Source organism: Nocardia panacis (assembly GCF_003598715.1).
GTDB classification, from domain to species: Bacteria; Actinomycetota; Actinomycetes; order Mycobacteriales; family Mycobacteriaceae; genus Nocardia; species Nocardia panacis.
Genome location: NZ_QZFU01000041.1, coordinates 426,747 through 451,029, shown reverse-complemented (window position 1 = coordinate 451,029; position 24,283 = coordinate 426,747). Strand labels below are relative to the sequence as shown.

At 66.5% G+C, this 24,283-nt stretch carries 24 protein-coding genes; 5 read left to right on the top strand and 19 right to left on the bottom strand.

All coding sequences use genetic code 11. The features are described from left to right. Nucleotides 1-78 precede the first annotated feature (78 nt). Entirely contained in the window at nt 79-717 is a 639-nt protein-coding gene (locus D5S18_RS30150; protein ID WP_120044476.1) for a hypothetical protein, read from the top strand. A gap of 285 nt (nt 718-1,002) precedes the next feature. Here the strand turns inward: D5S18_RS30150 and D5S18_RS30145 are convergent, their stop codons facing one another. The 5 genes from D5S18_RS30145 to D5S18_RS30125 all read right to left on the bottom strand — a co-directional run bounded on the left by D5S18_RS30145 (nt 1,003) and on the right by D5S18_RS30125 (nt 6,268). Continuing rightward, nucleotides 1,003-1,983: a TauD/TfdA family dioxygenase gene (locus tag D5S18_RS30145; protein ID WP_120044475.1), complete on the bottom strand. Its 981-nt coding sequence runs from the start codon at nt 1,981-1,983 to the stop codon at nt 1,003-1,005. Nucleotides 1,984-2,002: 19 nt separating this feature from the next. Next, nucleotides 2,003-3,073: a 3-methyl-L-tyrosine peroxygenase-related protein gene (locus D5S18_RS30140; RefSeq protein WP_203236980.1), complete on the bottom strand. Its 1,071-nt coding sequence runs from the start codon at nt 3,071-3,073 to the stop codon at nt 2,003-2,005. Nucleotides 3,074-3,400: 327 nt separating this feature from the next. After that, the gene (locus D5S18_RS30135) at nt 3,401-4,636 is read right to left on the bottom strand and encodes an MFS transporter (protein WP_147404298.1); all 1,236 of its coding nucleotides are present in this window, start codon (nt 4,634-4,636) and stop codon (nt 3,401-3,403) included. 209 nt (nt 4,637-4,845) lie between these two features. Then, a complete protein-coding gene (locus D5S18_RS30130; RefSeq protein ID WP_345789821.1) occupies nt 4,846-5,664 on the bottom strand; it encodes an MBL fold metallo-hydrolase in 819 nt (272 codons plus the stop codon). A 28-nt stretch (nt 5,665-5,692) separates the two neighbouring features. Next, a complete protein-coding gene (locus tag D5S18_RS30125; protein WP_120044473.1) occupies nt 5,693-6,268 on the bottom strand; it encodes a TetR/AcrR family transcriptional regulator in 576 nt (191 codons plus the stop codon). 207 nt (nt 6,269-6,475) lie between these two features. Here D5S18_RS30125 and D5S18_RS30120 point away from each other — a divergent pair, with 207 nt between their 5' ends. Beyond that, nucleotides 6,476-7,036 (top strand): universal stress protein, encoded by a 561-nt coding sequence (locus D5S18_RS30120; RefSeq protein ID WP_120044472.1) that lies wholly within the window; start codon nt 6,476-6,478, stop codon nt 7,034-7,036. On the opposite strand, the gene D5S18_RS30115 is transcribed toward D5S18_RS30120, so the two are convergent. From D5S18_RS30115 to D5S18_RS30100, 4 genes are all read right to left on the bottom strand, one after another. Next, the gene (locus D5S18_RS30115; protein ID WP_120044471.1) at nt 6,969-7,622 is read right to left on the bottom strand and encodes a response regulator transcription factor; all 654 of its coding nucleotides are present in this window, start codon (nt 7,620-7,622) and stop codon (nt 6,969-6,971) included. The two genes, D5S18_RS30120 and D5S18_RS30115, sit on opposite strands and share 68 nt — an antisense overlap. After that, on the bottom strand, nt 7,619-8,773 hold the full coding sequence (locus D5S18_RS30110; protein WP_239004093.1) for a sensor histidine kinase: 1,155 nt from the start codon (nt 8,771-8,773) through the stop codon (nt 7,619-7,621). Before D5S18_RS30110 ends, D5S18_RS30115 begins: the two co-directional genes overlap by 4 nt. A 318-nt stretch (nt 8,774-9,091) precedes the next feature. Next, on the bottom strand, nt 9,092-9,496 hold the full coding sequence (locus tag D5S18_RS30105) for a toxin-antitoxin system YwqK family antitoxin (RefSeq protein WP_120044469.1): 405 nt from the start codon (nt 9,494-9,496) through the stop codon (nt 9,092-9,094). Between the two features lie 158 nt (nt 9,497-9,654). Continuing rightward, nucleotides 9,655-11,610, bottom strand: a complete 1,956-nt coding sequence (locus D5S18_RS30100; RefSeq protein ID WP_282434909.1) for a heavy metal translocating P-type ATPase — start codon at nt 11,608-11,610, stop codon at nt 9,655-9,657. 81 nt (nt 11,611-11,691) lie between these two features. Between D5S18_RS30100 and D5S18_RS30095 the strand changes: the two genes are divergently transcribed. Next, on the top strand, nt 11,692-12,054 hold the full coding sequence (locus D5S18_RS30095; RefSeq protein WP_120044467.1) for an ArsR/SmtB family transcription factor: 363 nt from the start codon (nt 11,692-11,694) through the stop codon (nt 12,052-12,054). Between the two features lie 38 nt (nt 12,055-12,092). On the opposite strand, the gene D5S18_RS30090 is transcribed toward D5S18_RS30095, so the two are convergent. Next, the gene (locus tag D5S18_RS30090; protein ID WP_120044466.1) at nt 12,093-12,665 is read right to left on the bottom strand and encodes a TetR/AcrR family transcriptional regulator; all 573 of its coding nucleotides are present in this window, start codon (nt 12,663-12,665) and stop codon (nt 12,093-12,095) included. A gap of 87 nt (nt 12,666-12,752) precedes the next feature. On the opposite strand from D5S18_RS30090, the gene D5S18_RS30085 reads away from it, so the two are divergent. After that, nucleotides 12,753-13,634, top strand: a complete 882-nt coding sequence (locus D5S18_RS30085; protein WP_120044545.1) for an SDR family oxidoreductase — start codon at nt 12,753-12,755, stop codon at nt 13,632-13,634. Between the two features lie 396 nt (nt 13,635-14,030). Here D5S18_RS30085 and D5S18_RS30080 read toward each other — a convergent pair whose 3' ends face one another. The 9 genes from D5S18_RS30080 to D5S18_RS30040 all read right to left on the bottom strand — a co-directional run bounded on the left by D5S18_RS30080 (nt 14,031) and on the right by D5S18_RS30040 (nt 22,290). Further along, nucleotides 14,031-14,423, bottom strand: a complete 393-nt coding sequence (locus tag D5S18_RS30080; RefSeq protein WP_147404294.1) for a hypothetical protein — start codon at nt 14,421-14,423, stop codon at nt 14,031-14,033. A gap of 176 nt (nt 14,424-14,599) precedes the next feature. Beyond that, nucleotides 14,600-15,700, bottom strand: coding sequence for an aminotransferase class V-fold PLP-dependent enzyme (locus D5S18_RS30075; RefSeq protein ID WP_120044464.1), 1,101 nt, complete (start codon nt 15,698-15,700; stop codon nt 14,600-14,602). Next, the gene (locus D5S18_RS30070; protein WP_120044463.1) at nt 15,697-16,101 is read right to left on the bottom strand and encodes a RidA family protein; all 405 of its coding nucleotides are present in this window, start codon (nt 16,099-16,101) and stop codon (nt 15,697-15,699) included. Before D5S18_RS30070 ends, D5S18_RS30075 begins: the two co-directional genes overlap by 4 nt. 25 nt (nt 16,102-16,126) lie before the next feature. Then, nucleotides 16,127-17,458 (bottom strand): MFS transporter, encoded by a 1,332-nt coding sequence (locus D5S18_RS30065; RefSeq protein ID WP_120044462.1) that lies wholly within the window; start codon nt 17,456-17,458, stop codon nt 16,127-16,129. A 29-nt stretch (nt 17,459-17,487) separates the two neighbouring features. Further along, entirely contained in the window at nt 17,488-18,252 is a 765-nt protein-coding gene (locus tag D5S18_RS30060) for an acetoacetate decarboxylase family protein (RefSeq protein ID WP_239004091.1), read from the bottom strand. 2 nt (nt 18,253-18,254) lie between these two features. After that, the gene (locus D5S18_RS30055; RefSeq protein ID WP_120044460.1) at nt 18,255-19,244 is read right to left on the bottom strand and encodes an alpha-ketoacid dehydrogenase subunit beta; all 990 of its coding nucleotides are present in this window, start codon (nt 19,242-19,244) and stop codon (nt 18,255-18,257) included. Beyond that, nucleotides 19,237-20,181, bottom strand: coding sequence for a thiamine pyrophosphate-dependent dehydrogenase E1 component subunit alpha (locus D5S18_RS30050; protein ID WP_120044459.1), 945 nt, complete (start codon nt 20,179-20,181; stop codon nt 19,237-19,239). Before D5S18_RS30050 ends, D5S18_RS30055 begins: the two co-directional genes overlap by 8 nt. Before the next feature lie 30 nt (nt 20,182-20,211). Then, on the bottom strand, nt 20,212-20,709 hold the full coding sequence (locus D5S18_RS35975; protein ID WP_439651189.1) for an IclR family transcriptional regulator: 498 nt from the start codon (nt 20,707-20,709) through the stop codon (nt 20,212-20,214). Between the two features lie 312 nt (nt 20,710-21,021). Beyond that, nucleotides 21,022-22,290 carry a M20 family metallopeptidase gene (locus tag D5S18_RS30040; protein ID WP_239004081.1) on the bottom strand — a complete coding sequence of 423 codons (1,269 nt, stop codon included), beginning with the start codon at nt 22,288-22,290 and terminating at the stop codon, nt 21,022-21,024. A gap of 307 nt (nt 22,291-22,597) precedes the next feature. Between D5S18_RS30040 and D5S18_RS30035 the strand changes: the two genes are divergently transcribed. Further along, nucleotides 22,598-23,884, top strand: coding sequence for an aspartate aminotransferase family protein (locus tag D5S18_RS30035; RefSeq protein WP_120044457.1), 1,287 nt, complete (start codon nt 22,598-22,600; stop codon nt 23,882-23,884). Nucleotides 23,885-24,283: the final 399 nt, after the last annotated feature.

Genomic DNA, 24,283 nt, shown 5'->3' with positions numbered 1-24,283 from the left:
GCTCGGTGCCGATGTTCGCTCAGTTCGTCCGCAGTGCGGAGCCAATGCAGAATTTCACATTGCCGAGGAGGTGTAGACATGACGACTGCGACTCGCGTCGAGTTGCGAACAGCGGGCCACCTATCCCTTGCGCGCGCAATCTCGAGCTTTCAAAATCTGATCGTTTTCGACAATGCATGGACGGGCATCACGACGACGATCGAACAAGTAGCGGCCGCCGACGAGACGGCGCTCACTGCCATTGTCGGGTCGATATTGAGCGACCTCGAGGAGGCTCTGCTGGGTGCGGCTTGGTTGCAAGACTATGTTGTCGACGTGGAGATACAGAACATACGTGAGGCAGCACTTGCTGCGGCATCTCGCCTGCCTGACAGCCTCGGCTCCGTCGTTCAAGACGTCGACCAGGTGTTCGGCAACGAATTTGGGGCATTCGCTGAAGTATGTTATACAAGCCTCCGCGATGGTCTCCGCGAGCAGCGCAGCACACTTGTAGGAGAGCTCGCTCGCCTCCTTGCCGCAGAACAAAGCGAAGGCGATCTCTTCAAGAACATACTGTGCGGAATTGCGAGCGGTATGACGGTTGGCGGCCTGGTTGCCACCGCCGTCCCACCGCACGTCACCGGACCGATTATTGTGGGGGCAGGCGCGACGGCGCTAAAGGCATTCAAGTGTGACCTCAACGATCTGGCGCAAAAAAAGAACTGGCGATTCACCTGACCTCGGATCGGCTCAATCCTGGCCCACACTGTCGGCCCTGCTTCGACCGTTCGTTCGCACAGCGTCAGCACCACCGAATCTCGGTGGTGGACACGGCAATAGCTGATCAGAAGAAATGCGCCACCATTTCGGAGGAGCGTTGACGCTCGACCAGCGCAGCCCGGCGCGCTTATCTCTGCGCGCAGGGAACGGACCATAGCGCAGTGCGGTAGTAGCGGACGTTTCTTCCCAATTGGCGCGGTGTGAACTTGGATCGACTTCTGAGCAGCAGCTCCATAACCAGGATCAGCGGGTGATGATGTAGCCGTCCTGTGGACGGTGGTCGCGGGAGCGGCGCAGGTCGGTGACGGCGAAGGTGCGTTGCAGCCAGCGGTCCGCACCGTCGTAGCGGGGGTGGAAGGCGGTGCGGCCGTGGACGGTTACTCGATTGTCGACGATCGCCAGATCGCCGGGCGCGAGTCTGGTGGTGTGGGCGACGGCGTTGCAGGCTGCTCCGAATTCGGCGAGCGAGGTTGCGGCTCGAGGGGTGAGCGGGGTTGTCGCGATCGTCGCCATCCGAATATCCGGGTCCTCGGGTGCACCGGACAGCACCGGGCTCGGGGCACCCGTTGTGTCGCCGGAGCCGAACGACGGCGGGGGCGCGGTACGGAATTCCGGCGCGAACAGCGCCTCTCGCGTTGCCTGCGCCAGTATCGGCAGCAGCTCGCGCAGGCATGCCGTGCGCAGTCCAGCGGTCCGGTCGTGATCGGCGCGCAGGCACAGCAGCAGGACGTAGTCGGGTTCGTGTTCGTGGAAAGCGTTCTCGTTGTGGAAGGTCAACAGGACCGATCCGGCGTTGCCGGAGAAGGCTTCCCTGCCCGGCACCGGCACGACGTCCTGCACCAATGCCCCGGATTTCTCGGCCAGATACGCGAGGGGATCGCCGAGCGCGCACGCGGCCATGACGAGCACCGCCGCGGCGACGGTGGCCGCGCGCTGCACCGAATCCGGCGCCGAGGGGGTCGCGGGCAACGCTGCCTCATCGACCGGAAGTCCGCGAACCACGAGCAGACCACGGGATCCGGAGTGTCGCCGGAAGTTTCGCAGTCCCCGGCGCAGTGGCAGGGGCAGTTCGTCACCCGCGTGGCGGGCACGCGCCACCCATTGCGGGTCGTCCACCTGTCCGCCGCACAGGGCACGGGCAAGGCGGTCCACCGCGCCGCTGTCGGAGGGGTTCAGCTCCAGGGCGCCGATATCGACGGCGGGCGCGGTGGTTTCGGGCGTCAACCTCGGCTCCTCATCCTGCTCACCGATGCCGCATCGCGGCCAGCGATTCGGCGATGTAATGGTCGCCGAAGCGGATCAGCGGCGCGTACTGAGCCGCCCGGCGATGACGCATCAACCGCAGCTCACCCACGGCATTGTCGGGTCCGATCGGCGCCTGCGCGATCGAATGCCGCAGCCGCACCATCGAATAGGCGAGCGTGACATGGCGTTCGGCGTCGATGAGATCGGCCTCGAGCAGCGCGTCCCGTGCGTCGGCGAGGTCACGATCCTTGGCGGCCAACTCTTCGTAGGGCTCGGGCAGCACGCCGAGCAGACCCTTCATCGCGCCACGAAATATCTTGTACCCGCGATGCTGCCGCCCGCTCAATGGGGTGGCGACCTGCGGGGGCTGCATGGTCGGGCGCACGGCGGCCAAGTAGTACTCCACCGGGACCGTGCCTGCGTGGATCATCGCCGCGGGAAAGCCACGCACATAGGTGGTCGCGTCGTCGAGCCGCACCAATGCCTGCCCGAGCTCGCCGTGCCGGAGATGAACCGCGGCATCGGTCACGGCGACCGCGGCACAGATATTGAACAGCACGTGAACCTGATGCCCCACAATCCATCTGGCTGTCCACTCACTGTCCAAGGAACCGCGAGGATCCACGCCGAACTCTTCGCCCACAGGCTCCTGAGCACGTACCTCATCCGACCCGGCCGGGTCGGGCACGGTCGTGCCGGTGAGTTCGAGCACCGCCTGTCGCATCCCGGCCAACTCGACCACCAGATCCGCCCCCGACAATGGCGCCCGGCACAGATCCCGCACGCCACGATGAACGACCAGGACACCGTGCAGAGCCGTCTGCTGATCGGACAACTCGACCTCCCGAACCCGGAAGAACGACTGGCTGACCGACTCTGCCGGAATCGCCTCACCGGCGACAGGCCCGCCCTCGGTCTCGAACGCACTGATCAACCGACCGGCCGCCAGTGTGGCCGCTCGCAACGCCGCAGTGCGCTCGACCGGCCCGGCATGGGTCGGCACCCGAGCCAATGCCGCCGCGGTTCGCCCCGCCTCGAGCCGGACACCGACGGATAGGTCGGGGGTCACCGGCCGATCCCCCGGCTCCCGAAAAACAGCCACTGGCGGGTATGAGACATCCACCGAAGTACCCATCAACACCCCACTTGACTGAAACGAGTTGAGGTGCAACCCATCTCACGGTCGCGATGTACCCATTGTCACATGACCGCGGCCCGGTTCGTGGATCGAACAAGCGAACCCGTTCCTGATCGTCGGCCGGTCGCGCGGCGGTCGGCGTGCGGTGAAGTGGTTGCGAAAACGTACGGGCGCAGGTGATTTGCGATAGGCGGCGAGATGACGAAGCGGTCTCACCGGGTTCGGACCGGATGCGGCCGCCGGGCCGGCAAGTACCTGTCAGGCACGCGCTGGTCGAGCGTGGCGTGCCCCGAGGAGCATCAAGAGGGTGGCCAGCAGTCCGGCAGCGGCAGCCAGCGCTGCGGCTGTGTCGAATCCCAGGGTCGCGGACAGGGCGCCGTAGGTGAATGGCCCGGCGGCGAACCCGCTGAAAAGCCCCATCTGTACGACGGCACCGGCCTGTTCGGCACGGCCAGGGACCAGGGCCAGGGTTGTGACCACCAGCAGAGCAGTCCAGCCGGAACCGATGGAGAAGGCGAGCACCGCCCCCACGATGAATCCGATCGTTCCACCGGTGGCGATGAGAACAAGGCCGCAGGCTCCGGCGCCCATGAGGCAGGCGACCACGATGGCATTGCGGTGCGGCGCCCGGTCGGTGACCACGCCGAGGAGAATGCGTGTCGCGATGGCGGCGACCGCGCAGGCCGACAACAACTTTCCGGCGAGCCCGGTGGAAAGACCTGTGTGGTGGCCGATCTGGATGAAATACGCGGCGATGGCATTGCTGCCGATGGCCGAGAGCGCGGCGGCCGCGGCCCACAGCGCCAGCACCCGCCGAACGGCCGTTTCGGGTACAGCCCGCGGCGGAGCGGCAATGGGAGTCGGGAAGTTGTTGCCGTGCAGTACATTCGTGCCTGCCAGCGGGGCGAGGCAGGCCGCTGTGAGCGCGAGTAGCGACAGCGCGGCCATCGCCGGTCGCCAACCGTAGGGGTCGACGACGTAGGTGACCAGCACGCCGGGGATGAAAGCGGCTGCGCCGAGCGCGGATCCGACGATCCCGGCCACAAGCGAGTGCCGGCGGACGGGCACGCGGGCGATGAGGACTCGTCCAGCAACCGGCTGGATCAGGCCATTGGTGAATCCGGCGATGACGAGCGCGGCGAGCAGGGTCGCGAAGGTGTGGGCCGTGGCGATCACCGCTGCCGCCGCAGCGGCGCTGATCGCGGACACCGCCAGCACGGCAGGCGGCGGTAAGCGGGCCGCGATGCGTTTGGCGAGCGGGGAACCCAGCGCGGCGGTGGCGTAGAAGGCACTGATGGCCAGCCCGATATCGGTGCGGGTGAGTCCGAGATCGGGTTGGATGCGGGTGGCCATGGCGCCGAGTGCGAAGATCGGGACAATGGCGACCGTGGATGTCAGCGCCAGTGCGGTCGTCGCGGACCAGTGCGACCGCGGTCTTGCTGGTTCGGGGGTGTTTCGTCGCGATGTACTCGCGCGGGGATAGGTGGTAGTCATCGGGATGAACTCCAGAAGGTTCGGGCGAGGTGATCGGTCGACCGAATAGGATCGAAAGTGTTTCGCGGGCACCACAATTCGATATCCGACAGGACGCGACGGCGGGATGGACAGCACGTCGGCGATGAATGATCGGGCGCGGCGAGGTCGACCGGCGTGCCCGTGACATGAGCGGCGTGGCCGCCTCTTGTCACGGGCAGCAGGGAGGTTCAGTCGTGCGCGGCCAGGCGCTGGAATTCCCACGGGTCGTGGGCGGAGAAGACCTCGATCTCGTCGCCGTGCAGGCGAATCAACTCGCGCAGGCGGGCCTGGTTGCCGAGGCGGTGATCGCGGTCGACCTCGGCGCCGAGTTGGATGACATCCATCAGCGGATGCGACCTCGGCGCCGGAGCGTGGACCTCGTCGTGATGGAAGTACGAGTCTCCGGCGTGCAGCAGCCAGCCCGCGCCGGTATCGACCGCGACGCCGACGTGACCGGGTGAGTGACCGGCGAGTGGGATGAGCAGGAATTCGGCAGGCAGCCCGCGCAATTCGCGTACCGCGTCGAAGCCGAACCAGGATTCCCCGCCCCTGTCCGGGGTGTAGGTGGCCCAGCGCGGGGCGTGGGCGAACTGCGGAGCCCGGTAGCGGTCGAGTTTTCCGGCCACGGCGTGCTCGTGCTCGGCGGCATGGACGTGCACCGTGGCATCGGGGAAATCGGATAACCCACCGGCGTGATCGCGGTCCAGGTGGGTGAGCACGATATGGCGAACGTCCTCGGGCGCGAATCCCATCCGCGTGATCTGCCTGCGCGCAGTCTCTTCCGGCCGCAGCGCCGGTTGGGCGAAAGCGGACCATTCCGCGCCGAGCACAGTGTCGGGATCGGCGATATCCCCGCTGCCGATACCGGTCTCGACCAGCACCAGCCCGTGGTCGTCGGTCTCGACCAGCAGGCAGTGGCACACGACCGCCGCACCGACATCGGCGCTGCCGGGCAGCGGGTCGATGCCCCGCAGCGAGCCGCAATTGAGGTGATGGACCTTCATCATCGGGTTCTTTCCTTTATCGGTTGCGGTATCAGTCGACAGCGGGACGGGCAAGCACGCCGACCTGCCGGGCAGCCGAACGCACCAGGGATGCGTCGCGGTGGGTACGGGCCAACACGAGCGCTCCCTGTATCGCCGACAGCACCAGGCTCGCCAGTGCGGCGGCTCGCTCGGGATCGATATCCCACCGGCACAGCGCCTCGGCGATCATCTCCTGCCAGGATCGGTACGCGCTCGCGCACGCCGCGCGAATATCGTCGTCGTCGGCGGCTTCCAACGCGACGGTCGCCACCGGGCAGCCCTTGCGATACTCCGATTCCTCCAGACCGGCAGCGAAGAACTCCCCCAGCGCGACCACCGCCTCCTCGGCACCGGCCGCAGTGGCGAGGACCGCGGAAATCCGTTCCTCCACACCGTGACTCGACCGCGCGATCGCCTCCACGGCCAACTGCGTCTTGCCCTCGGGGAAATGGAAATACAGCGACCCCTTCGGTGCGCCGCTGCGTGCGAGCACAGTATTCAGGCCGGTACCGCTGTAGCCCTGCGTCTGAAACAACTCGGCCGCGGTATCGAGCACCCGTTCACGCGTATCTGTTTTCCGTCCCATATCCGAATACTATACAGACCGGTCTAGAAAATACTAGACAGACCGGTCTAGAAATTTTCGCCGGCGGGTCACAGCCGATCGGTGCCGAGAAGCGTTCAGTTCGATACCGACGCCGGATCGGCGACACTCTGTCGTCCGTTCGACCGACAGCGGAATTCAATCGCACGGACGTCGTGGCCGACGCCTTGGAGCCACGAATATTGATGCATGACAACGATTTTGAAGCACATTCGCACAATCGTCGTCGGGGTCAACGGGTCTGCCGCGTCGAATCTGGCGGTCGATGCCGCCGCCTTGATCGCGGCCGAGAACGATGCGCGACTGGTGCTCGTCACCGGTTACCTCGCCGGCAGGCAGCCGGCCGCGCTGGACGACATTCTCAAGCGGGATGCCTACCTCATTCACGGGGGCGCACCGGCGGAGGAACTCGTGCGTCAGGCGAGTGAGCGGGAGGCCGTGCGCGCGGTGCGGAATGTGACGCGCTGTGCGATCGCCACTTCCCCGGACAAGGCACTGCTGGCGGCGGCCTGCGAGGCCGAGGCGGACCTGATCGTATTGGGCGACAGCGGAATCCGTCGACACCGGTGCTGGGGGCTGCCCACTCTGCTGGACGCGGTTGCTCGCAAGAGCACGATCGACCTGCTCGTCGTCTCGCAGCTATCGGGCGGTCGCCGCGTGATCCGCTGGGGCGCATCCACTCTCAGGCGCCCGTTGACCGGGGTGTGGGATGGATTCCGGTCAGCAGCCCCCGTGCGATCGCGGTTGTGACGGCTGCGGTGCGGTCGGAGACGTCCAGCTTGGCGAAGGCACGCGACAGATGGGTTTTCACGGTCGCCTCGCTGATTCGCAGTGCGCTACCGATCTCCTGATTCGTCATGCCGCGGGCGACGCACGCGAGCACCTCCAGCTCACGGGCGGACAGCACCGTCTGAATGGGTTTGCGCGCGTGCTGGAACAGGCGGCCCGCGACCGACGGAGCCAACACCGTCTCGCCGCGAGCCGCCGACCGCACCGCCCTGGTCAACTCGGCACGCGTCGCGCCCTTCAACAGGTAGCCCACCGCGCCCGATTCCACCGCTCGCAGGATGTCGGAATCGGTCTCGTAGGTGGTCACAACGACGATCTTGACACCGGGAAACAGTCCCAGGATCCGCTCGGTGGTAGTAGCACCGTCGAGACCGGGCATGCGCAGGTCCATCAGCACCACGTCGGGTCGCACGGCAGCGATCGACGCCAGTGCCTCCTCACCCGAACCTGCCTCCGCCACAACGGATATGTCGGCATCGGTGTCGAGCATGCTGCGTAGGCCCTCGCGGACCATCGGATGATCGTCCACCAACATCACGGTGATCACACCGGCACCTCCAGACAAACCGAACAGCCCGCACCGGGTCGGCTCGCCACCACTACGGACCCGCCGATCTGGGCCACCCGCTCGCGCATACCCGACAGACCGTATCCCCGGTGCCGCTGCTCCGGGGCGAATCCGATTCCGTTGTCCGTCACCGTAAGTCGAATGACATCGGCGACACAGGACAATTCGACTCGGACATCGGTGGCGTTGGAGTGCTTGCGGATATTCGCCAACGCCTCCTGGGTAGCCCGCAGCAGCACCACCTCGACCGCCATCGGCAACTCCGGCAATTCCGGTGCGGCCGTGACGGTTACCGCGATCGAGGTTTCGTCGGTGACACGCCCGCAGTGGCGCCGAATGGATTCCACCAGCGAACCGCGGACCAACGCGGTTGGCGTGAGTTCGGTGACCATGGCCCTGGCCTCCCGCAGATTCTCCTGCGCGGTGCGGCGGATCATCGTGGCCTGCCGACCGGCGGTCACGAGTCTCGGCTCCGGTGACTGCCCGGAGGTTTCGGGTTCCAGGGCGAACTCGATCGTCTGCGCCAATGCCACGATGCCTGCCAGTCCCTGCGCCAACGTATCGTGAATCTCTCGCGCCAGCCGGGCACGTTCAGCCGCCGTACCCGCGGCACGGGACAATCTGGCCACCTCCTCCCGGCTCGCCGCCAACTCGTCGAGTAGCGCTGCCTGCTCCCCGCTCTGGGTGCCGATCCACACCATGGACACACCGATGATCGGACTCATGACCAACGCCACCAAGGAGATGGCGATGGCGATCGGCAGCAGCGGCGAATGCGGACCGTGCTCGATCAGTCCGAGGATGATCGGTAGCACGTTCACCAGCAGTGCGGCGACTACCGCACCGGTCAGTGGCAGTGTCATGAACAGCAGCGGATAGACCATGGGCTGCACCGCGACCGCTCCCGGCGCGAAATAGAGCCCCAGGACATACAGCCCGATGAGTCCGCCGGAGAACAGCCAGGCGCGCGGACCAAACGCGCGGGCCTCCAGAAAGGCATGCCCGAACACCAAATACCAGATGGCTATGCCCGCCATGGCGGCAGCCGCGCCGACGCGGTTGCCCGGACTGTAGCGATCGAGCAGCATCACCACGAGCGCGGCATTCGCGCACCCCCCGATGAGGTACACATCCCACAATCGCCGCCACCTCGAGGAATTCCAGTACAGCGGCATCCGCCGGGAACCAGCGGCTTCCCTCCCGTCCACTCGACGAAACTAGCACGGAGGCTTGATGGGATGTCGCCTATCCGGACCGGTGTCGTTGAGCCACAGTGCAATTCGATGCCCGAATGGCACCGGGCATACCGGCGCGGTCACGGCCCCGACCGCACCCCGCCGGCGATTTCGGTGTGGCCGAACAGGTTTCCGGCACCATCGCCTCGAACAGGAATGCGCTCGGACCGTGTGCCCCGAGCCGCGACGCAGGTCAGGTCCTCTGCGGCATGGTCACGACGTTCTGTCGTAGAGCGTCCGCAAATGAAGCAGCGTTTGGTGGTCGGAGTCGGATTCGGTAAGTGTGTAGCTGTCTTCGAGGACACCGTTCTCATCCCACTGCTTCTCCCACAGCGCGATGCCGTACTCGTACTCGCCGTCCTCCGCGAGTTGCCCGCTCGCGTGCCACTCCCGAGCCCGACCGTGCAGCACCCCGCGCGCGAAAGTCGAGTCCACCATGGGCTGCCCCGACGGGTACCACTCCTTTGTCGGCCCCGACCGCAACCCCTCCCGGTAGGTCACCTCGGACCTGATGATCCCGTCCTTCTCGGTGCACGCGACCCCGGTGAACGGCACACCATCCAGGCAATGAAAACCGTTGTCGCCGTAGTCGATTCGGGACGCCGGGACTCGATCCATTGAAATCTCCTAGCTGTCGGCGCACCGGGTTCGTCGCGCCCATCCTGCCGGCGCTTGTCCGCCTCGCTGCCGCCGATCCTTGCGGAGGCGAGCCACGCGAACCGGGCTCGACCCGAGACGAGCAGGTGATGTCGTCCAGCGGATCGGAGTCGCGCGGATCAGCCGTGTCGGGCGGCGCGGCGCCAAACGGTCGCGCGCAGCAGACGCAGCCCGTTGAGTCCGACGATGACGGTGGAGCCTTCGTGCCCGGCCACGCCGAGTGGTAGCGGCAGCGTGCCGATCAGGTCCCAGATAACGAGGATGCCGATGAAGGTGGCGGCGATGCTCAGGTTGGCGACCACCACGCGGCGTGCCTGCCGGGACAGCGCGATCACGGTGGGGATGGTGGTGAGGTCGTCGCGGACGACGACCGCGTCAGCGGTCTGCAGCGTCAGATCGGATCCGGCGCCGCCCATCGCGATACCGGTGTGGGCGGCGGCGAGTGCGGGGGCGTCATTGATGCCGTCGCCGACCATCGCGACCTTGGCGCCGTCGGCTTGCAAGGCTCGCACGGCGGTGACCTTGTCATCGGGCAGCAGCTCCGCCCGCACGTCGGCGATGCCGACCTGTTCGGCGAGCCGCAGCGCGGTGGCCTGGTTGTCTCCGGTCAGCAGCACCGGGACCCGGCCGGTCACACGGTGAGCGGCGGCTACGGCGGCCGGGGCTTCCCGGCGGATTTGGTCACTGATTCCCAGAACGCCGACCGGCGCGTTCTCACAGGTGATCACGACGGCGGTGTAGCCATGCCCCTGCAATCGATCGATCACCGCGGAGGTGGTGCGCTCGGTCAGTAGCGTGGCCGGGGAGCCGACACCGATGAACCGGTCGCCGACTCGTGCGGAGACTCCGCGCCCCGGATGGGCGGTGAATTCGTCGACGACCGGCAGAGCCAAGCTGCGGGCACCTGCGGCCCGCACGATCGCCGCGGCGAGTGGATGCTCGCTGGGATGTTCGGCGGCCGCGGCAAGCCGCAGCAGTTCGTCCTCGCCGAAACGCGGGTCCAGGCTGTGGATTTCGGCGAGTTCGGGGGTGCCGCGAGTCAGCGTGCCGGTCTTGTCGAAGGCGATGCGGGTGAGGGCGCCCAGTTGTTCCATCACGACAGCGGATTTGACGAGCACGCCGTGGCGGCCCGCATTGGCGATCGCCGCCAGCAGCGGCGGCATGGTCGCCAGCACCACCGCGCATGGGGAGGCGACGATCATGAACGTCATCGCCCGCAACAGCGCCCGTCGCAGCGGATCACCCAGCAGCAGCGGCACAATGAACACCGCGAGCGTGCACGCGACCATACCCAGCGAATAGCGCTGTTCGACCTTCTCGATGAACAACTGGGTGCGGGCCTTGCTCCGGCTCGCCTCTTCGACCAGGTTCGCGATTCGCGCCACCACCGAGTCCTCGGCGCGGCGATCCACGCGCAGCCGCAGCGCGCCGGTCCCGTTGAGCGTCCCGGCGAACACTTCGTCACCGGCGTTCTTGTCCACCGGCAGCGGTTCGCCGGTGATGGTGGCCTGATCGACCTCGCTCGCGCCGCCGATCACCGTGGCGTCGGCCGGAATTCGCGCACCGGGGCGCACCACCAGTTCGTCGCCGACCTCGACGTCGGCGGCTTTGATCGTCTGCTCGCGCCCGTCGGCATCGATGCGAGTCGCGGTCTCCGGGGCCAGGTCCAGCAGTCCGCGCACCGAGTCCTCGGTGCGCGCGGTCGCGAGCGCCTCCAGCGCGCCGGAGGTGGCGAAGATGACGATCAGCAACGCACCATCGGTGAGCTGCCCGATCGCGGCCGCGCCGATCGCGGCCACCACCATCAGCAGATCCACATCCAGGGTTTTCTCGCGCAGCGCTCGCAGGCCCGCCAATCCGGGCTCCCAGCCGCCCGCCGCGTAGCAGGCCAGATACAAGACCCACCGGATCCAGTGCGGCCCCTCCGCGAGCTGCACTGCCAGGCCCAGTAGGAATAGACCCAAAGCCAAAGCTGCCCAATGCATTTCAGGCAGGGCGAAGAGCTTCGTGCGACGGGCAGGCACCCCGGCGGTAGCCGGGACGGGGCGGGTTGATGCGGCGGTCGGCGCGACCACAGGTCACCTCCATTCGAGGCCACCATATCAGAAAATATGAACACGTCTTCATGCATACGAATTGCGGTAGGCTGTGCCGGTATGGGACACGGAATCGAGGGCCGCGATCGCCCCGCCGCGCGGCTGGACGCCGAATCCGCCGCCCACGTCGCCACCACCCTGCAGGCATTGGCGACCCCGAGCCGGCTGCTGATCCTCACCGAATTACGCCACGGACCACGCCCGGTCACCGATCTGGCCGACGCCGTCGGCATGGAACAATCCGCCGTCTCCCACCAACTGCGCCTGCTGCGCAACCTCGGCCTGGTCGTCGGCACCCGCACCGGCCGATCCATCATCTACAGCCTCTACGACAACCACGTCGCCCAACTCCTCGACGAGGCCGTCTACCACAGCGAACATCTGCGCCTCGGACTATCCGACCTACCCGAAACCGCCGGATAACCTTCCGGTCAGTCGGCCGATCGCCTATCGATCTCTGATCAGGCGAGAGATCGGCCTGTTGCTCGAAGGTCTTCGAGCGCTGCCAGGGTGTATGGGGCCAGCAGGGTGTCGGGCTGGGCTTGTAGCCATTGGGCGTAGCCCTGTTTGAAGGCGAGGACGCCCAGTTCGCTCGCGAGCAGTGCGGGGGCGTCCGGCACGCCGCGGGCACGCAGCGCCTCGGTCATGGCCGCCGCGAGGCCCACCCGTTTGAGGGCATCGCGCTCTTGGAGTTCGGTATTGGCATCGATCGCGGCCTTCAGGCGGGGGGCCAGTTCGCGGTTCATCGGACCCATGGCGCTCGCGGCGCGTTCGAGACCCGCGGCGACGGCTTCGAGGGGGGTGGCGTTCTCGGGCGCCTCGGCGATGCCTTCGGTCAGCAACTGGCTCAATGCCTGCTGTCCGGCGCACAGGATTTCGCGTTTATCGGAGAAGTACCGAAAGAAGGTGCTTTTCGTGACACCCGCGCGTTCGGCGATCTGCGCGACCGTTGTCGTGTCGTATCCCTGCTCCGCGAACAGGTCTACCGCGGCCAGGACGAGCCGTTCCCGTGCGCCGGGTCTCCATCGAGCCATGGGGTCATCCTAGGTGATGGGACAAGAGTGCCGTCACGATGCTACGGTGACGGGATAAGAGTCCCATCACTAGTGAAGGGTGATGCCATGCACGTCTTCCTCACCGGCGGTAGCGGTTTGATCGGTTCGGCGGTCGTTGCCGAACTGCTCGACAACGGTCACACCGTCCTTGCGCTCGCCCGCTCCGATGCGTCCGCATCGTCCCTCGCCGCAGCGGGCGCCGAGCCTATTCGCGGCACCCTTGCCGACCTGTCGGTCCTCCGCGCGGGTGCCGCGCGGGCCGAGGGTGTGATCAACCTGGCCTTCGGCCACGACTTCGACAACCCCGACGCGCTCGCGGCCGCCATCACCGAGGAGGGTGCCGTGCTGGCAGCGCTGGGCGCGGAACTCGTCGACAGCGACCGCCCGCTCATCGTGGTCGCGGGCACTCCCCCGGTGCCCGGTCGGGTGTCCACCGAGGCCGATCCGGCCCCGACCGAAGGACTGTTCGGCGGTCGCGCCCGCTCGGTGACATCGGTGCTGGAGTTGGCGTCACGCGGTGTGCGGAGCGCGGTGGTGCGCATGCCGCGCACCGTGCACAACCAGGGCAAGGGCGGATTCGCCGGTCTGCTGACCGAGATCGCCCGCCGCACCGGGGTATCGGGCTATCCGGGCGACGGCGCCCAACGCTGGCCCGCCGTACATGCGCTCGACGCAGCGGCGCTCTTCCGGTTGGCGCTGGAGAAGGCGCCTGCCGGGACCGTGTGGCACGCCGTGGACGAGGAGGGCGTCGCCGTGGTCGATATGGCGGAGGTCATCGGTCGCAGGCTCGACCTTCCCGTGAAATCGGTGCCGCAGGAGGGTTTCGGTCCACTCGGCGCCATCTTCGCCACCGACCAACCCTCGTCGAGTGCCTACACGCAGCGGACGCTCGGTTGGCGGCCCGAGCACCCACGCTTGCTCGAAGACCTGGAGAATATCCAGCCCTGAGCGCGTTTGCCCCGGGGATCCAGTCGCGCTCAAACGTTGGGCCGGCGAGTGGCGCGTACATACCGAGGCCGTCGATTTCGCCCCGCAGCGCGTCGATACCCGCACCGCCGACAGGCGCGCGTCGACGAATTGCTGCACCGCATCGCGGACGCCCTGCCAGTCGGTCCCCGAGTGCATGCCGCACCCGAAGGGCAAGTTCGCGATTCATCGCCGGTGAGGATGATGTCGTCGGCGACGACATCGAGGTTCCCTGGCGCCGGCACGTGGCCTGACCCGAGATCCCTTCCCGGATCAGGCTTTTCACGTACTCGTGCCGAGTTCCGATGCGACTGCACGCTCTCCCGTCCGGCTATCGACGGGAATCGCGTCCGGCACTTCGCGTCGCAGAGATGTGCGTCAGGGAACCTGCACTGTCACCGTTTCACTCATCGGTATTCCGCCGGTGGCGGTGTTGTCCGAGCAACCGCCCCTGGCGGTGATGGTGGAGCCCGATTCAAGCCCCTCCAGTTTGGTGGTCACGGTCTGACCGGGGTCCGCCAACGAGCCGGGGGCACCGTCGGCGAAGAACCGGTGGTTCCGCTCCGGGCCGATTCCGGCTTCCGCCCAGCATTGGCCGGTGCTGTTGGGGTTGTGCAGGGTGGCGGTCACGGTTCCGGGCGCGGTGCCCGTGAAGGTCACCTGCGGAGCTTGCAGTGAACCTTGCGCGTTGGCTGAGCCAACGACGGGGCCGAACACGAGAGCAGCGGATGCGGCAAGCAGAACAGGTCCATTGAGTCGAATACGTGTCATGAAGCGGACTCTAGTCGGTAGCAGCAGCCTATCGTCAAAGCTGGGGACACTAGAAGTGGCCGAAATGCCCTTGGTACGAGTATTTTTCGAGGACGGCTTCGGTCAAGCCACGAAAACCTATGGTACGCAGCGGATGATTCGTGCACCAGCGCAGGCGGTCCGTCCCGCAAGGACGGTCAGGCGGACTGGGCGCGGCGCAAAACATTCAGGATCGCATCGACGTCGGCGCTGTTGTTGAAATAGTGGAAGCCCACGCGCAGACCGCCATCGTTCGTGGTGGCCTTGATTCGATGCTCGGCGAGTAGTTCGGGCGTGATCGTCACGCCCGGTGGCGGGTCCACGGTGACGATGTGGGATCCGGTGCCGCGCGGTGCGAAACCGAGTTGGGTGGCGTGGGTGCAGAACTGTTGGGCGAGATCGAGGCAGTGGATTTCGACGGTGGGTGGGAGTTGGGCAAGCAGGTTCAGGGCGGCGCGGGCGCCGATCCAGGAGAACCAGGCCGGTGAGGTGTTCCAGCGGGTGGCGTTTGACGCTTCCCGGTAGGCGCCGCCGAAGAATTGTTCGGGTGGGCCGCTGGTTTTCCAGCTGGGTGCCAGTGGGGGCGCGGCGAGGGTGGCGGGGTCGGCGACGAGCCAGGCCGCGCCGCGCGGGCACAGCATCCATTTGTATCCGTGCGCGGCCTTGTAGTCGGCGGTGAGCGTGGACAGGTCCCGGTGGAGTACGCCCATGGTCTGGGTGAGGTTGGCAAACATCCGCGCCCCCACTGAATGGGCTGCGGCAGTTAGTGTTTCGAGATCCACGCGCTCGCCGTCCCGCGTGATGACCTCGCTTGCCGCGACGAGGACGGTCGACTCATCGATGGCTCGCAGCAGATCTTCGGTCCGGGTCGCTCCGGGTGTCCGTTCGACAACCCGCACGGTGATGCCGGAGGTCCGACCACGACCCAATACCGGAAACAAGACGCTGCGGAACTCATCGGCCGCCACCACGACGGTGCCGCCGTCGAAGGCCGACAGCACCGTCGACAGCGCCTCGGACAGCGACCCCAGACTACTGACGTGATCTGCGGGAACGCCTGCGTAGGCGGCGAATTCGAGGCGGGCCAGATCCGCCGCCTGGTCCCACTCCGCCCAGGCGAAATCCCCTGCGGCCCACTCGTCGACGGTGGTGCGAAGGGCCTCCAGCACCGGTTGGGCGCCGGGCGGAGCTCCGGGGGTGTCGAGCCACACCCGGCGCTCCAGCGCGGGAAACAGTGCACGGAATTCCGCAGGCGTCATCGCGGCACCGCGACAACGGCTTCGATCTCGACCAGCAGGCCCGGCGACGCCAAGGCGGCGACAGTCGCCGCGGAATGCGCGGGGTAGCGGCTGTCGGGAAACCAACGGGCGAAGACGATGTCGCGGGCACGGGCGAATTCGACGAACCCCTCGGCGCCGACGACCAGGGTCAGCATCTTGGCGATATCGCCCGGCACGCAGCCGAGCTCGTGAATGATCTTCTCCAAGTTGGCGAATGTCGCGATGGTCTGGTCGAAGGTATTGTCACCAACCAGTTTCCCCGACGCGTCCGCACCGATCTGCCCGGAGATGAAGGCGAGGTCACGACCCGCGGGCACAACCGTCACATGGCTGAACTTGCCGATGGGTGCGGCCACACCCGCAGGATTGAACGATCTCACAGCGAACTCCTTCGATCTCGACGAATCAGGCAGGCACGACAGCGGGTTCGCGGCGCCCGGTGCGCAGGCTGACGCCGAGCGTTTCCGGGGTGACCAGGGCGGCGGCGAAGCTGATGACCGCGCCGAAACTCAGATACCAGGCGGGCGCGTAGGTCGATCCGGTGTAGGCGATGAGGGCGGTCGCGGCCAGCGGTCCGAGTCCGCCGAAAAGGACGACGCCGAGGTTGTATCCGACGGCGAGTCCGCTGTAGCGGCGCGCGGTCGGGAACAGCTCGCAGAACAGCGCGGGTTGCGGGGCGAGCATCATGGCCTGGCCGATGAGCACCAGGGTGGTGCCGATGACGACCATCGGGTAGTTGCGCTGGTGGATCAGCACGAATCCGATCGGCGCCGCGATGACGACCCAGGCCGCGCCCCACATCACGAACGGTCGCCTGCCCACCCGATCGCAGACGCGGGCGAAGATCACCACCAGGACAACCAGGATCAGCATCGCGGTCAAACCGGCGGCTCGCGCCGAACCAGCGGGCATCCCAAGGTTTTTGGCGAAGAAGGTGGGGCCGAAGACCAGCAGGACGTAGGTGCACATGGTCGGCGAGCAGACCAGCCCGCACACCAGCAGGATCGAGCGCCAGTCCGCGCGCAGGGTGCGGGTCAGCGGCGAGGACTCCCTGGGGCCGGATTCGGTCATCGCGGTGAATTCCGCCGACTCCTCGAGCTTGAGCCGCATGTATAAACCGATGAGTCCCAAGGGGAATGCGAGCAGGAACGGGATCCGCCAACCCCACGATTGCAGTGCGTCCGCGCTGAGCACCTCGGTCAGGACGAGCGAGGCCGCGCCTGCGGCGAACATGCCGAGGCAGATGGTGATGGTCTGCCAACTGCCGTAGAAGGCGCGGCGGTGCGCGGGTGCGGATTCGACGACGTAGGCGGCGGCCCCCATCCACTCGCCGCCTGCCGAAAGACCTTGCAGGCAGCGCAGGAGCAGGATGAGCATTGGCGCGGCGACGCCGATGCTCGCGTAGGCCGGGATCACGGCCATCAGCGCGGTGGCGCAGGAGATGGTGAGGATGATCGCGGACAGCGTCACCTTGCGTCCGTAGCGGTCACCGATGTAGCCGAACAGGACACCACCGAGCGGGCGCACGATGAAGCTGATGCCGAAGACGAGGAAGGTGACCATGAGCGCCACCGCCGGGTCGCGGTCGTCGAAGTAGAGGGTGGCGAAGATGGCGGCGAAGTAGCCGTAGAGGACGAACTCGTACCACTCCAGGAAGTTGCCGATGCAGGCGGCGATGACGGCTTTGCGTCGCTCGGCGGTCAGCGTCTCGGTGGTGGATAAAGTATTGATGGACATGGTGCTTCCCAGGGGTGTTGCAGAGCGGCTCACCAGGACGGTGTGCCGAAGGTGGGGAGATCGGCTTGGTCGAGCTGATCGAGGTAGGTTCCGAAATCGATGTCGAGACGGGCGTTTCCGTACGCGGCGCGCGCCGGTCCGTTCACGGTGAGCAGATGCAGTGGATCGCTGCGGGATTCGGCGAATTCGAAAGTCGCCTCCCCATGGCGTGGCGGGGTGATCCCGTTGAATGCGAAGGGGATTCGGACCAGTCGGCTGATGTCGAAGCCGTGCCCTTCCGCGCTGGGGATGATCTTCGCGGTGAACTGGGTGGCGAACCAGTCCGGGATGATCGCCTGATCGGCGGTCGAGGAGAGGTCGGCGGAGCCGGTGACGAGCGCGGTACCCGCAGCGTCATGGATAGCGAAGTCGACTCGGCCGGGGGAGGTTTCGTGCAGCCGAACCGCACGTGATTGCTTCTTGGGGAGTCCGAACAGTTCGCGACCGAGGATGCCGTGGTTGAGGCCCTCGACATACGTTCCGATGGCGTAGGCGCCGTCCTGTTGGTCGCGTCGGCATCGGAGGTTGATCCCGGCCTGCATATACGCGGGCCGGGTTTCGACGCTGCCGGATGCGGAGGTGAATTCGGCACCGATGAATTCGGCGACCCAGATCAGCACCTCCGGCTCGGACACCGTCAACGGTCGCGGGAGCACCGCGGCGGCGATCGCCTCGGTGGTGGGATAGACGACACTGAGCCAACGCACCGAAACCGATTCGGTGCCGGGTGAATACAGCGGCGCGAACACCGGCATGCTCACGACCCCACCTCCACCAGCGCGAATACGCGCTCGATCGCCGCGACGATCCGCGCGGCATCGGGTATGAGCGCGGCCGCGAGACTCGGCGCCGCCGGAATGCGCGCATCGGGCGTGCCGATCCGAATCGGCGGCTGGTCCAACATGATTCCGGCGGACACCACGCTCGCGATGATCTCGGCGCCGAGCCCGCCGGTGGTATGCGCCTCGTGCACGACAGCGAGCCGCCGCGTCTTGGCGACCGAGGCCAGGATCGCGGACATGTCGAGCGGTCGCAGCCAGCGCGCATCGATGACCTCGATATCGATGCCGCGTGCCGCTAGGGTCTCGGCTGCCGCCAAGACCTGGAATTGCATGGCACCCCAGGTGATTACCGTGAGCGCACTACCCGCCCGTCGCACTGCGGCCTGCCCGAGCGGTTGGACGGGACGACCGAGCTCGACCGGCTGCCTGTCGCGGTGATAGAGCGTGCGATTCTCGATGACAATGGTCGGATCCGCTGTCGCGGCGGCGGTCAGCAGCAGATCGTAGGCGTCCTGATGCGTGGCGGGCATGCAGACCCGCAGGCCGGGAATGTGCGCGAACAGCGCCTCCAGGCTCTGCGAATGCTGTGCGCAGGCGCCGGGGGCGCTGCCCTGCTGCATCCGCACGGTGATGGGCGCGGTCAGTTCGCCGCGCGAGACGTAGCGAATATTGGCCGCCTGGTTCACCAGTTGATCGAAGGCGACCAAAGTGAAGTCGGCCCACATGATCTCGACAACCGGGCGCATACCGAACAGCGCGGCCCCGATCGCGCCGCCGAGGATCGCCGATTCGGAGATCGGCGTGTCGAACACCCTGGCCCCGAACGAACGTTGCAGACCTTTGGTGACGCCGAATACGCCGCCGGGAGCCGCGACATCCTCACCGAAGACCAGCGCCTTCGGATCCTCGGTGAGAATGCGCCGCAGCGCTTCGTTGACGGCGCCCGCGTAGGTGAGCTCAGGCATAGAGATGCTCCAATACGGTGTTCGGATCGGCGAGCGGGTCGGCGAGCGCGGTCTGCGACGCGGCAACCAGTTCGGCATCGACGGCGGCGAGGATCGCGTCGAGTTCTTGTGATGCGACACCCTTTTCGGTGAGCGCACGGACGGCCCTGACCAGAGGTTCGTCAACGCTGACGGCGTCGACCTCCCCGGCGGGCCGGTACTGCTGGGCATCGCCGATGTAGTGGCCGACGAGGCGCTGGGTCATGGCCTCGAGCAGGACCGGTCCCTTTCCCGCACGGGCGTGTTCGGCGGCGCGGGCCACGGCATCGGCGACCGCGATCGGGTCGTTGCCGTCGATGCGCGCACCGGTGATGCCGTAGGCGGCGGCCCGCTTGAACAGCAGCGGATTCTTGACCATCTCGGCGATCGGCGTCATCTCCGAGTAGTGGTTGTTCTCGACCAGGAAGATCACCGGAAGTTGGCGTATCGCGGCGAAATTCATGGCCTCGTGCACCGCGCCCTGATTGAGCGCGCCATCGCCGAACGCGGCCACCGCGACCCGGCCGGAGCCGTCGAAACTCGCGGCCAATGCCGCGCCCGCCGCGATCGGCGCACCCGCACCGACGATCGAATTCTCTCCGTACATGGCGGTTTTCGGGGTGGAGAAGTAGGCGGAACCGCCGCGACCGCCATTGGCTCCGGTGGTGCGTCCCAGCAGTTCGGCCAGGATCGAGTGCATCGAGGCGCCCAGCGCCAGCGCCCAACCGTGACCCCGATAGGTCGGAAAGACCGCGTCACGCGACAGGTCCAGACCGGCCGCAGCGCCGACATAGATCGCCTCCTGACCGTTGCACAGATGCACGGAGCCGACGACCTCCTCGATCTTGCGCAGGCGCAGGATCTCGTTCTCCAACACGCGGATGCGATACATCTCGCGATAGTGCGCGAGCAGTGGCATGGGTTCTCCCTGGATTTCAGTACGAACAGATCAGGCGGGACGGTGGCCGTCGAGCGGGATGACCGCGGCCCCAAAGGATTCGGCGCGCAGATACGCCGTGGCGCGATCGGCCGCGTCGCGGACGTGGATCGCGAGGGAATGCTGCTGTTTGGCGAAGCGGGTCGTCGGCGCGGAGACCGCGAACGCACCGACGGGATTGCGTTCGGCATCGAAGAACGGTGCGGCGATGCAGGAGACGCCGAGCTCGAATTCCTCATTGTCGAGGGCGAATCCGTTCTTCTTCACCATCGTCAACTCCCCGGCGAAGGCATCGAAGTCGGTGATGCTGTTGGGTGTTGTCGCCGTGAAGGACTCCGGTGGCAGCATCGCCTCGACCCGTTCGATGGGCAGATGAGCGAAGATGGCCTTGCACGAGGCCCTGGTATGGAAATTGCCGGAGTATCCGACATCCAGATTGCCGACGCTGAGCAGGTGGCTGCCCGCGATCCATTCCTGAAGGGTGACCGCGCCGTGATACCAGCCGCAGATATACGCGGTTTCCCGCGTCTTCTGATTCAGGCCGACCAGCAGCGCCGACAGTGCGGGCGACGGCCGGGTATGCAGGTTGACGGTCTTGCTCAGTCGGGCCGCGCGCGCCGATCACATAGGTGCCATCGCGCAACCGGATCACGAATTCGTCCTGCTGCAAGGTTCGCAGGATGTGATAGCAGGTGCCCTGGCTCAGGCCGAGCGCGCGGGCGATGGCCTTCGCCGTCATCGTGCCGTCGGCGGCGGCGATCGTCTCCAGCACCTCCAAGCCGCGGGTCAGGGTCAGTAGTGTTGTGCTGCTGCGTGATTCGGTCATCGGGACCTCTCGGCGTATTCCAGTAGCAGTTCGGCGATGACCTGTGCTCCGATCTCGACGGCGTCCTCCTCGATGAACTCGTCCGCGCCGTGGGCCAAGGCGGTGTCACCGGGGCCGTAGATGAGGGTGGGGATGCCCTTGGGGCCGTACTGCGCCGCATCGGTTCCGGCGGTCAGGCCGGTGAGTCGATCCGATCCGGTGACCGAGGTCGTCGCGGCTTGCGCCGCGGCGACCAACGGGTTGTCGAGCGGGGTCTGCCAGCCCGGCAACTCGTGTTGCCATTCGATACGGGTGGGGCGTTCGCTCCATCCGGCCTCGGCGTCGACTCGAGCGAGCACCGCCTCCAGCTCGCGCCGCAACTCATCCAGATCCTCGCCCGGTGCGGTCCCCCACCGGCCTGCCATTCGGGCCGCTGCGGGAACCGCCGCCCGCCAAGTCCCGGCCGAGACGGTTCCCACCGCGAACGGGACCGGTGTCGGGATATCGCCGAAATACCTGCGATAGCGCTCACCGAAACGGGCGCCGCGTTCGTCCGCGATCACGGTGAGCGCCTGATGAATTCGCAGGAGATGCTGGAAGGCATCGGCGCCGCGCCACGGCGCCGAGGTGTGCGCCGCGATCCCCGTCACCTGAATCTCGAAGAACAGCAATCCGGTTCCGATCGGCGCGGGCACCCCATTCGTCGGCTCCAGCACGATCGCGGCGGACGGATCGGGGAGGCGCGAGAAGGTCGCACGCGTTCCGATCCCCGTGGTCTCCTCCGCGCACACCAGCTGCACAGCGATATCGAACGGCAGCGAATCCAGCAGCGGGGCAAGGGCATTCACCGCGTAGAGGCCGGCGGCGATCGGACCCTTCGTATCCACCGCTCCCCTGCCGTAAAGGCGACCGTCCACCCGTCGCCCCGAGAACGGAGTATGCGTCCACAGAGCCGAATCACCCGGCGGCACCACATCGATATGCCCGTTGACGACCAGTGTCGGCCTGCCCGGACGCGGCGGACGCGGCCGCGCGATGATATTGGCTCGACGTTCGATATCCGGCTCACCCGCACGCTGCGCGGCGGCGAGTTCGGTCAACGGTTGACGCTCGTAGCTCCAGCCGTGCTCGGCGAGCCACGACTCCAGCAGATCCGTCACCAGGAACTCCGCGCCGCTGACGGATTCGCACCGCACCAATGCCGACAGGAACTCCAGCATCTCCTCGCGCCTGCGACCGATCTCGGCGCGCACCTCGTCGCGGCGCGGTGCGGTGGACGTCGTCATCGGCATCTCCTAGCTGGTGTGACAGTGGACACACGATGGACGGAGATTGCTGAGTAGGCAAGATCCGGTCCATCGGCGTTCGATTATCTGAAATTCCAGCCACGAATGACAGCCCTACATCACCGAGTTCTCGAGACTTTTCGCAGTTCACAAGGTCATCTGAAGATTTCGGCGCCACCCGATCGGGAAATGCTGCCCGCAGGTTGCTCAGGTTCGAGTTTCAAATAGTCCAACGCGTCGGGCGGACAGCCTCGGCGGCGCCCGCCCGCGCGGTACCGTCCGATCCACTCGATGGAAGGACACGAACGTGCGCGACTCCCTGCACGACCGGCACCGGGCCGTCATGCCGGACTGGCTGACCACCTACTACGACGAGCCACTGGAATTGGTCTCAGGCAGCGGACGACACGTCACCGGCGGCGACGGCCGCACCTACCTCGACTTCTTCGGCGGGCTGCTCGCGACCATGATCGGCCACGACATTCCCGAGATCACCGAGGCGCTGCGGCGACAGGCGGGTCGACTACTGCATTCGAGCACCCTGTACCTCATCCGATCCCAGGTCGAACTGGCCGAGAAGATCGCCGCACGCGCCCCCGTCGACGATCCGCGCGTCTTCTTTGTCAACTCCGGCTCCGAAGCGGTCGAGACCGCATTCCTGCTCACCACCGCGGCCCAGCGATCCAACCAGGTCATCGCGCTGCGCGGCAGCTATCACGGTCGATCCTTCGGCACAGTCGCCGCCACCGGGATCCGAGGTTGGTCGGCCACCTCGCTCAGCCCGCTGCAAATCACCTACGCGCACAACGGATACCGCTACCGCAGCCCCTTCGGCCACCTCCCCGACGCCGAATTCATCGCCGCCTGCCGCGACGAGTTGCGCACCATGATCGAAACCGCCACCTCCGGATCCATAGCCTGCTACATAGCCGAACCCATCCAGGGCGCGGGCGGATTCGCCACTCCCCCAGACGGATTCTTTCTGGCGATGAAAGAAGTCCTCGACGACTACGACGTACCTTTCGTCTCCGACGAGGTCCAATCCGGTTGGGGTCGCACCGGCCGCTCCTATTTCGGCATCGAGCACTACGGGATCCGGCCCCAAGCAATCACTTTCGCCAAAGGATTGGCGAACGGGCTCAGCATCGGTGGCGTAGTGGCCGAGAGCGGACTGATGAACAGCCTGTCCGCCAACTCCATTTCCACGGCGGGCGGCAACCCGATGGCGATGGTCGCGGGGACCGCGGTCCTCGATTTCATCGACTCACACGATTTGCAGACGAATGCGGCGGAGGTAGGGCGGATCCTCCTCACGGGACTACGCGAGATCGCCGAGCGGTGTCCCCTGATCGGCGAGGTGCGGGGAGCGGGACTGATGCTCGGGGTGGAATTGGTCGAGCCCGGCAAGATCCCGGCGGTATCCCGCACGAATGCTGTTCTCGCGGAATGCCGTTCACGTGGGCTCTTGGTCGGCAAAGGTGGGTTGCATGGGAATGTGCTGCGGGTGACTCCGCCGATGACCGTTACCGCCGAGGAAGCTCGGCGGGCACTGGCCATCCTCGACGACGCCCTTACGATTGTCGCAACCGCCTGAATTCGCAACGCCTTTCAAGCGTCCGCTGCGCGAATCCGTCCCGCGCAGTCGATGAGTTCATCCTGCATTCGCGCAAAGAATGATTTCTTCCGGAGTGGGCATGCCAGGCGGGAAGCCCATCCTCATACGGGCAGGGAGCATCGCGGAGATATCTCCGCAGCCGCCACCAGAGCGGGCTCATCCCTGCCCGCGCGGGGCGTGGACCAGTGCCCTTCACCATCTCCGACACCAGGCTCATCCCCGCGTGCGCGGGGAGCATACGGTCGTCATCGGAAACATTCGCGACGGTCTGGGCTCATCCCCGCGTGCGCGGGGAGCCTTTGCGGATGTTGTCCTTGAGAGTGTCCTGGGTGGGCTCATCCCCGCGTGCGCGGGGAGCCTACTTCCTGACCAGCGCGT

What these genes read in the sequence shown, in the direction of transcription:
- D5S18_RS30150 (WP_120044476.1), top strand. Translation starts at nt 79, where the DNA reads ATGACGACTGCGACTCGCGTCGAGTTGCGAACAGCGGGCCACCTATCC.
- D5S18_RS30135 (WP_147404298.1), bottom strand. Translation starts at nt 4,636, where the DNA reads ATGACTACCACCTATCCCCGCGCGAGTACATCGCGACGAAACACCCCC.
- D5S18_RS30130 (WP_345789821.1), bottom strand. Translation starts at nt 5,664, where the DNA reads ATGATGAAGGTCCATCACCTCAATTGCGGCTCGCTGCGGGGCATCGAC.
- D5S18_RS30125 (WP_120044473.1), bottom strand. Translation starts at nt 6,268, where the DNA reads ATGGGACGGAAAACAGATACGCGTGAACGGGTGCTCGATACCGCGGCC.
- D5S18_RS30120 (WP_120044472.1), top strand. Translation starts at nt 6,476, where the DNA reads ATGACAACGATTTTGAAGCACATTCGCACAATCGTCGTCGGGGTCAAC.
- D5S18_RS30105 (WP_120044469.1), bottom strand. Translation starts at nt 9,496, where the DNA reads ATGGATCGAGTCCCGGCGTCCCGAATCGACTACGGCGACAACGGTTTT.
- D5S18_RS30095 (WP_120044467.1), top strand. Translation starts at nt 11,692, where the DNA reads ATGGGACACGGAATCGAGGGCCGCGATCGCCCCGCCGCGCGGCTGGAC.
- D5S18_RS30090 (WP_120044466.1), bottom strand. Translation starts at nt 12,665, where the DNA reads ATGGCTCGATGGAGACCCGGCGCACGGGAACGGCTCGTCCTGGCCGCG.
- D5S18_RS30085 (WP_120044545.1), top strand. Translation starts at nt 12,753, where the DNA reads ATGCACGTCTTCCTCACCGGCGGTAGCGGTTTGATCGGTTCGGCGGTC.
- D5S18_RS30080 (WP_147404294.1), bottom strand. Translation starts at nt 14,423, where the DNA reads ATGACACGTATTCGACTCAATGGACCTGTTCTGCTTGCCGCATCCGCT.
- D5S18_RS30075 (WP_120044464.1), bottom strand. Translation starts at nt 15,700, where the DNA reads ATGACGCCTGCGGAATTCCGTGCACTGTTTCCCGCGCTGGAGCGCCGG.
- D5S18_RS30065 (WP_120044462.1), bottom strand. Translation starts at nt 17,458, where the DNA reads ATGTCCATCAATACTTTATCCACCACCGAGACGCTGACCGCCGAGCGA.
- D5S18_RS30060 (WP_239004091.1), bottom strand. Translation starts at nt 18,252, where the DNA reads ATGCCGGTGTTCGCGCCGCTGTATTCACCCGGCACCGAATCGGTTTCG.
- D5S18_RS30055 (WP_120044460.1), bottom strand. Translation starts at nt 19,244, where the DNA reads ATGCCTGAGCTCACCTACGCGGGCGCCGTCAACGAAGCGCTGCGGCGC.
- D5S18_RS30050 (WP_120044459.1), bottom strand. Translation starts at nt 20,181, where the DNA reads ATGCCACTGCTCGCGCACTATCGCGAGATGTATCGCATCCGCGTGTTG.
- D5S18_RS30040 (WP_239004081.1), bottom strand. Translation starts at nt 22,290, where the DNA reads ATGACGACGTCCACCGCACCGCGCCGCGACGAGGTGCGCGCCGAGATC.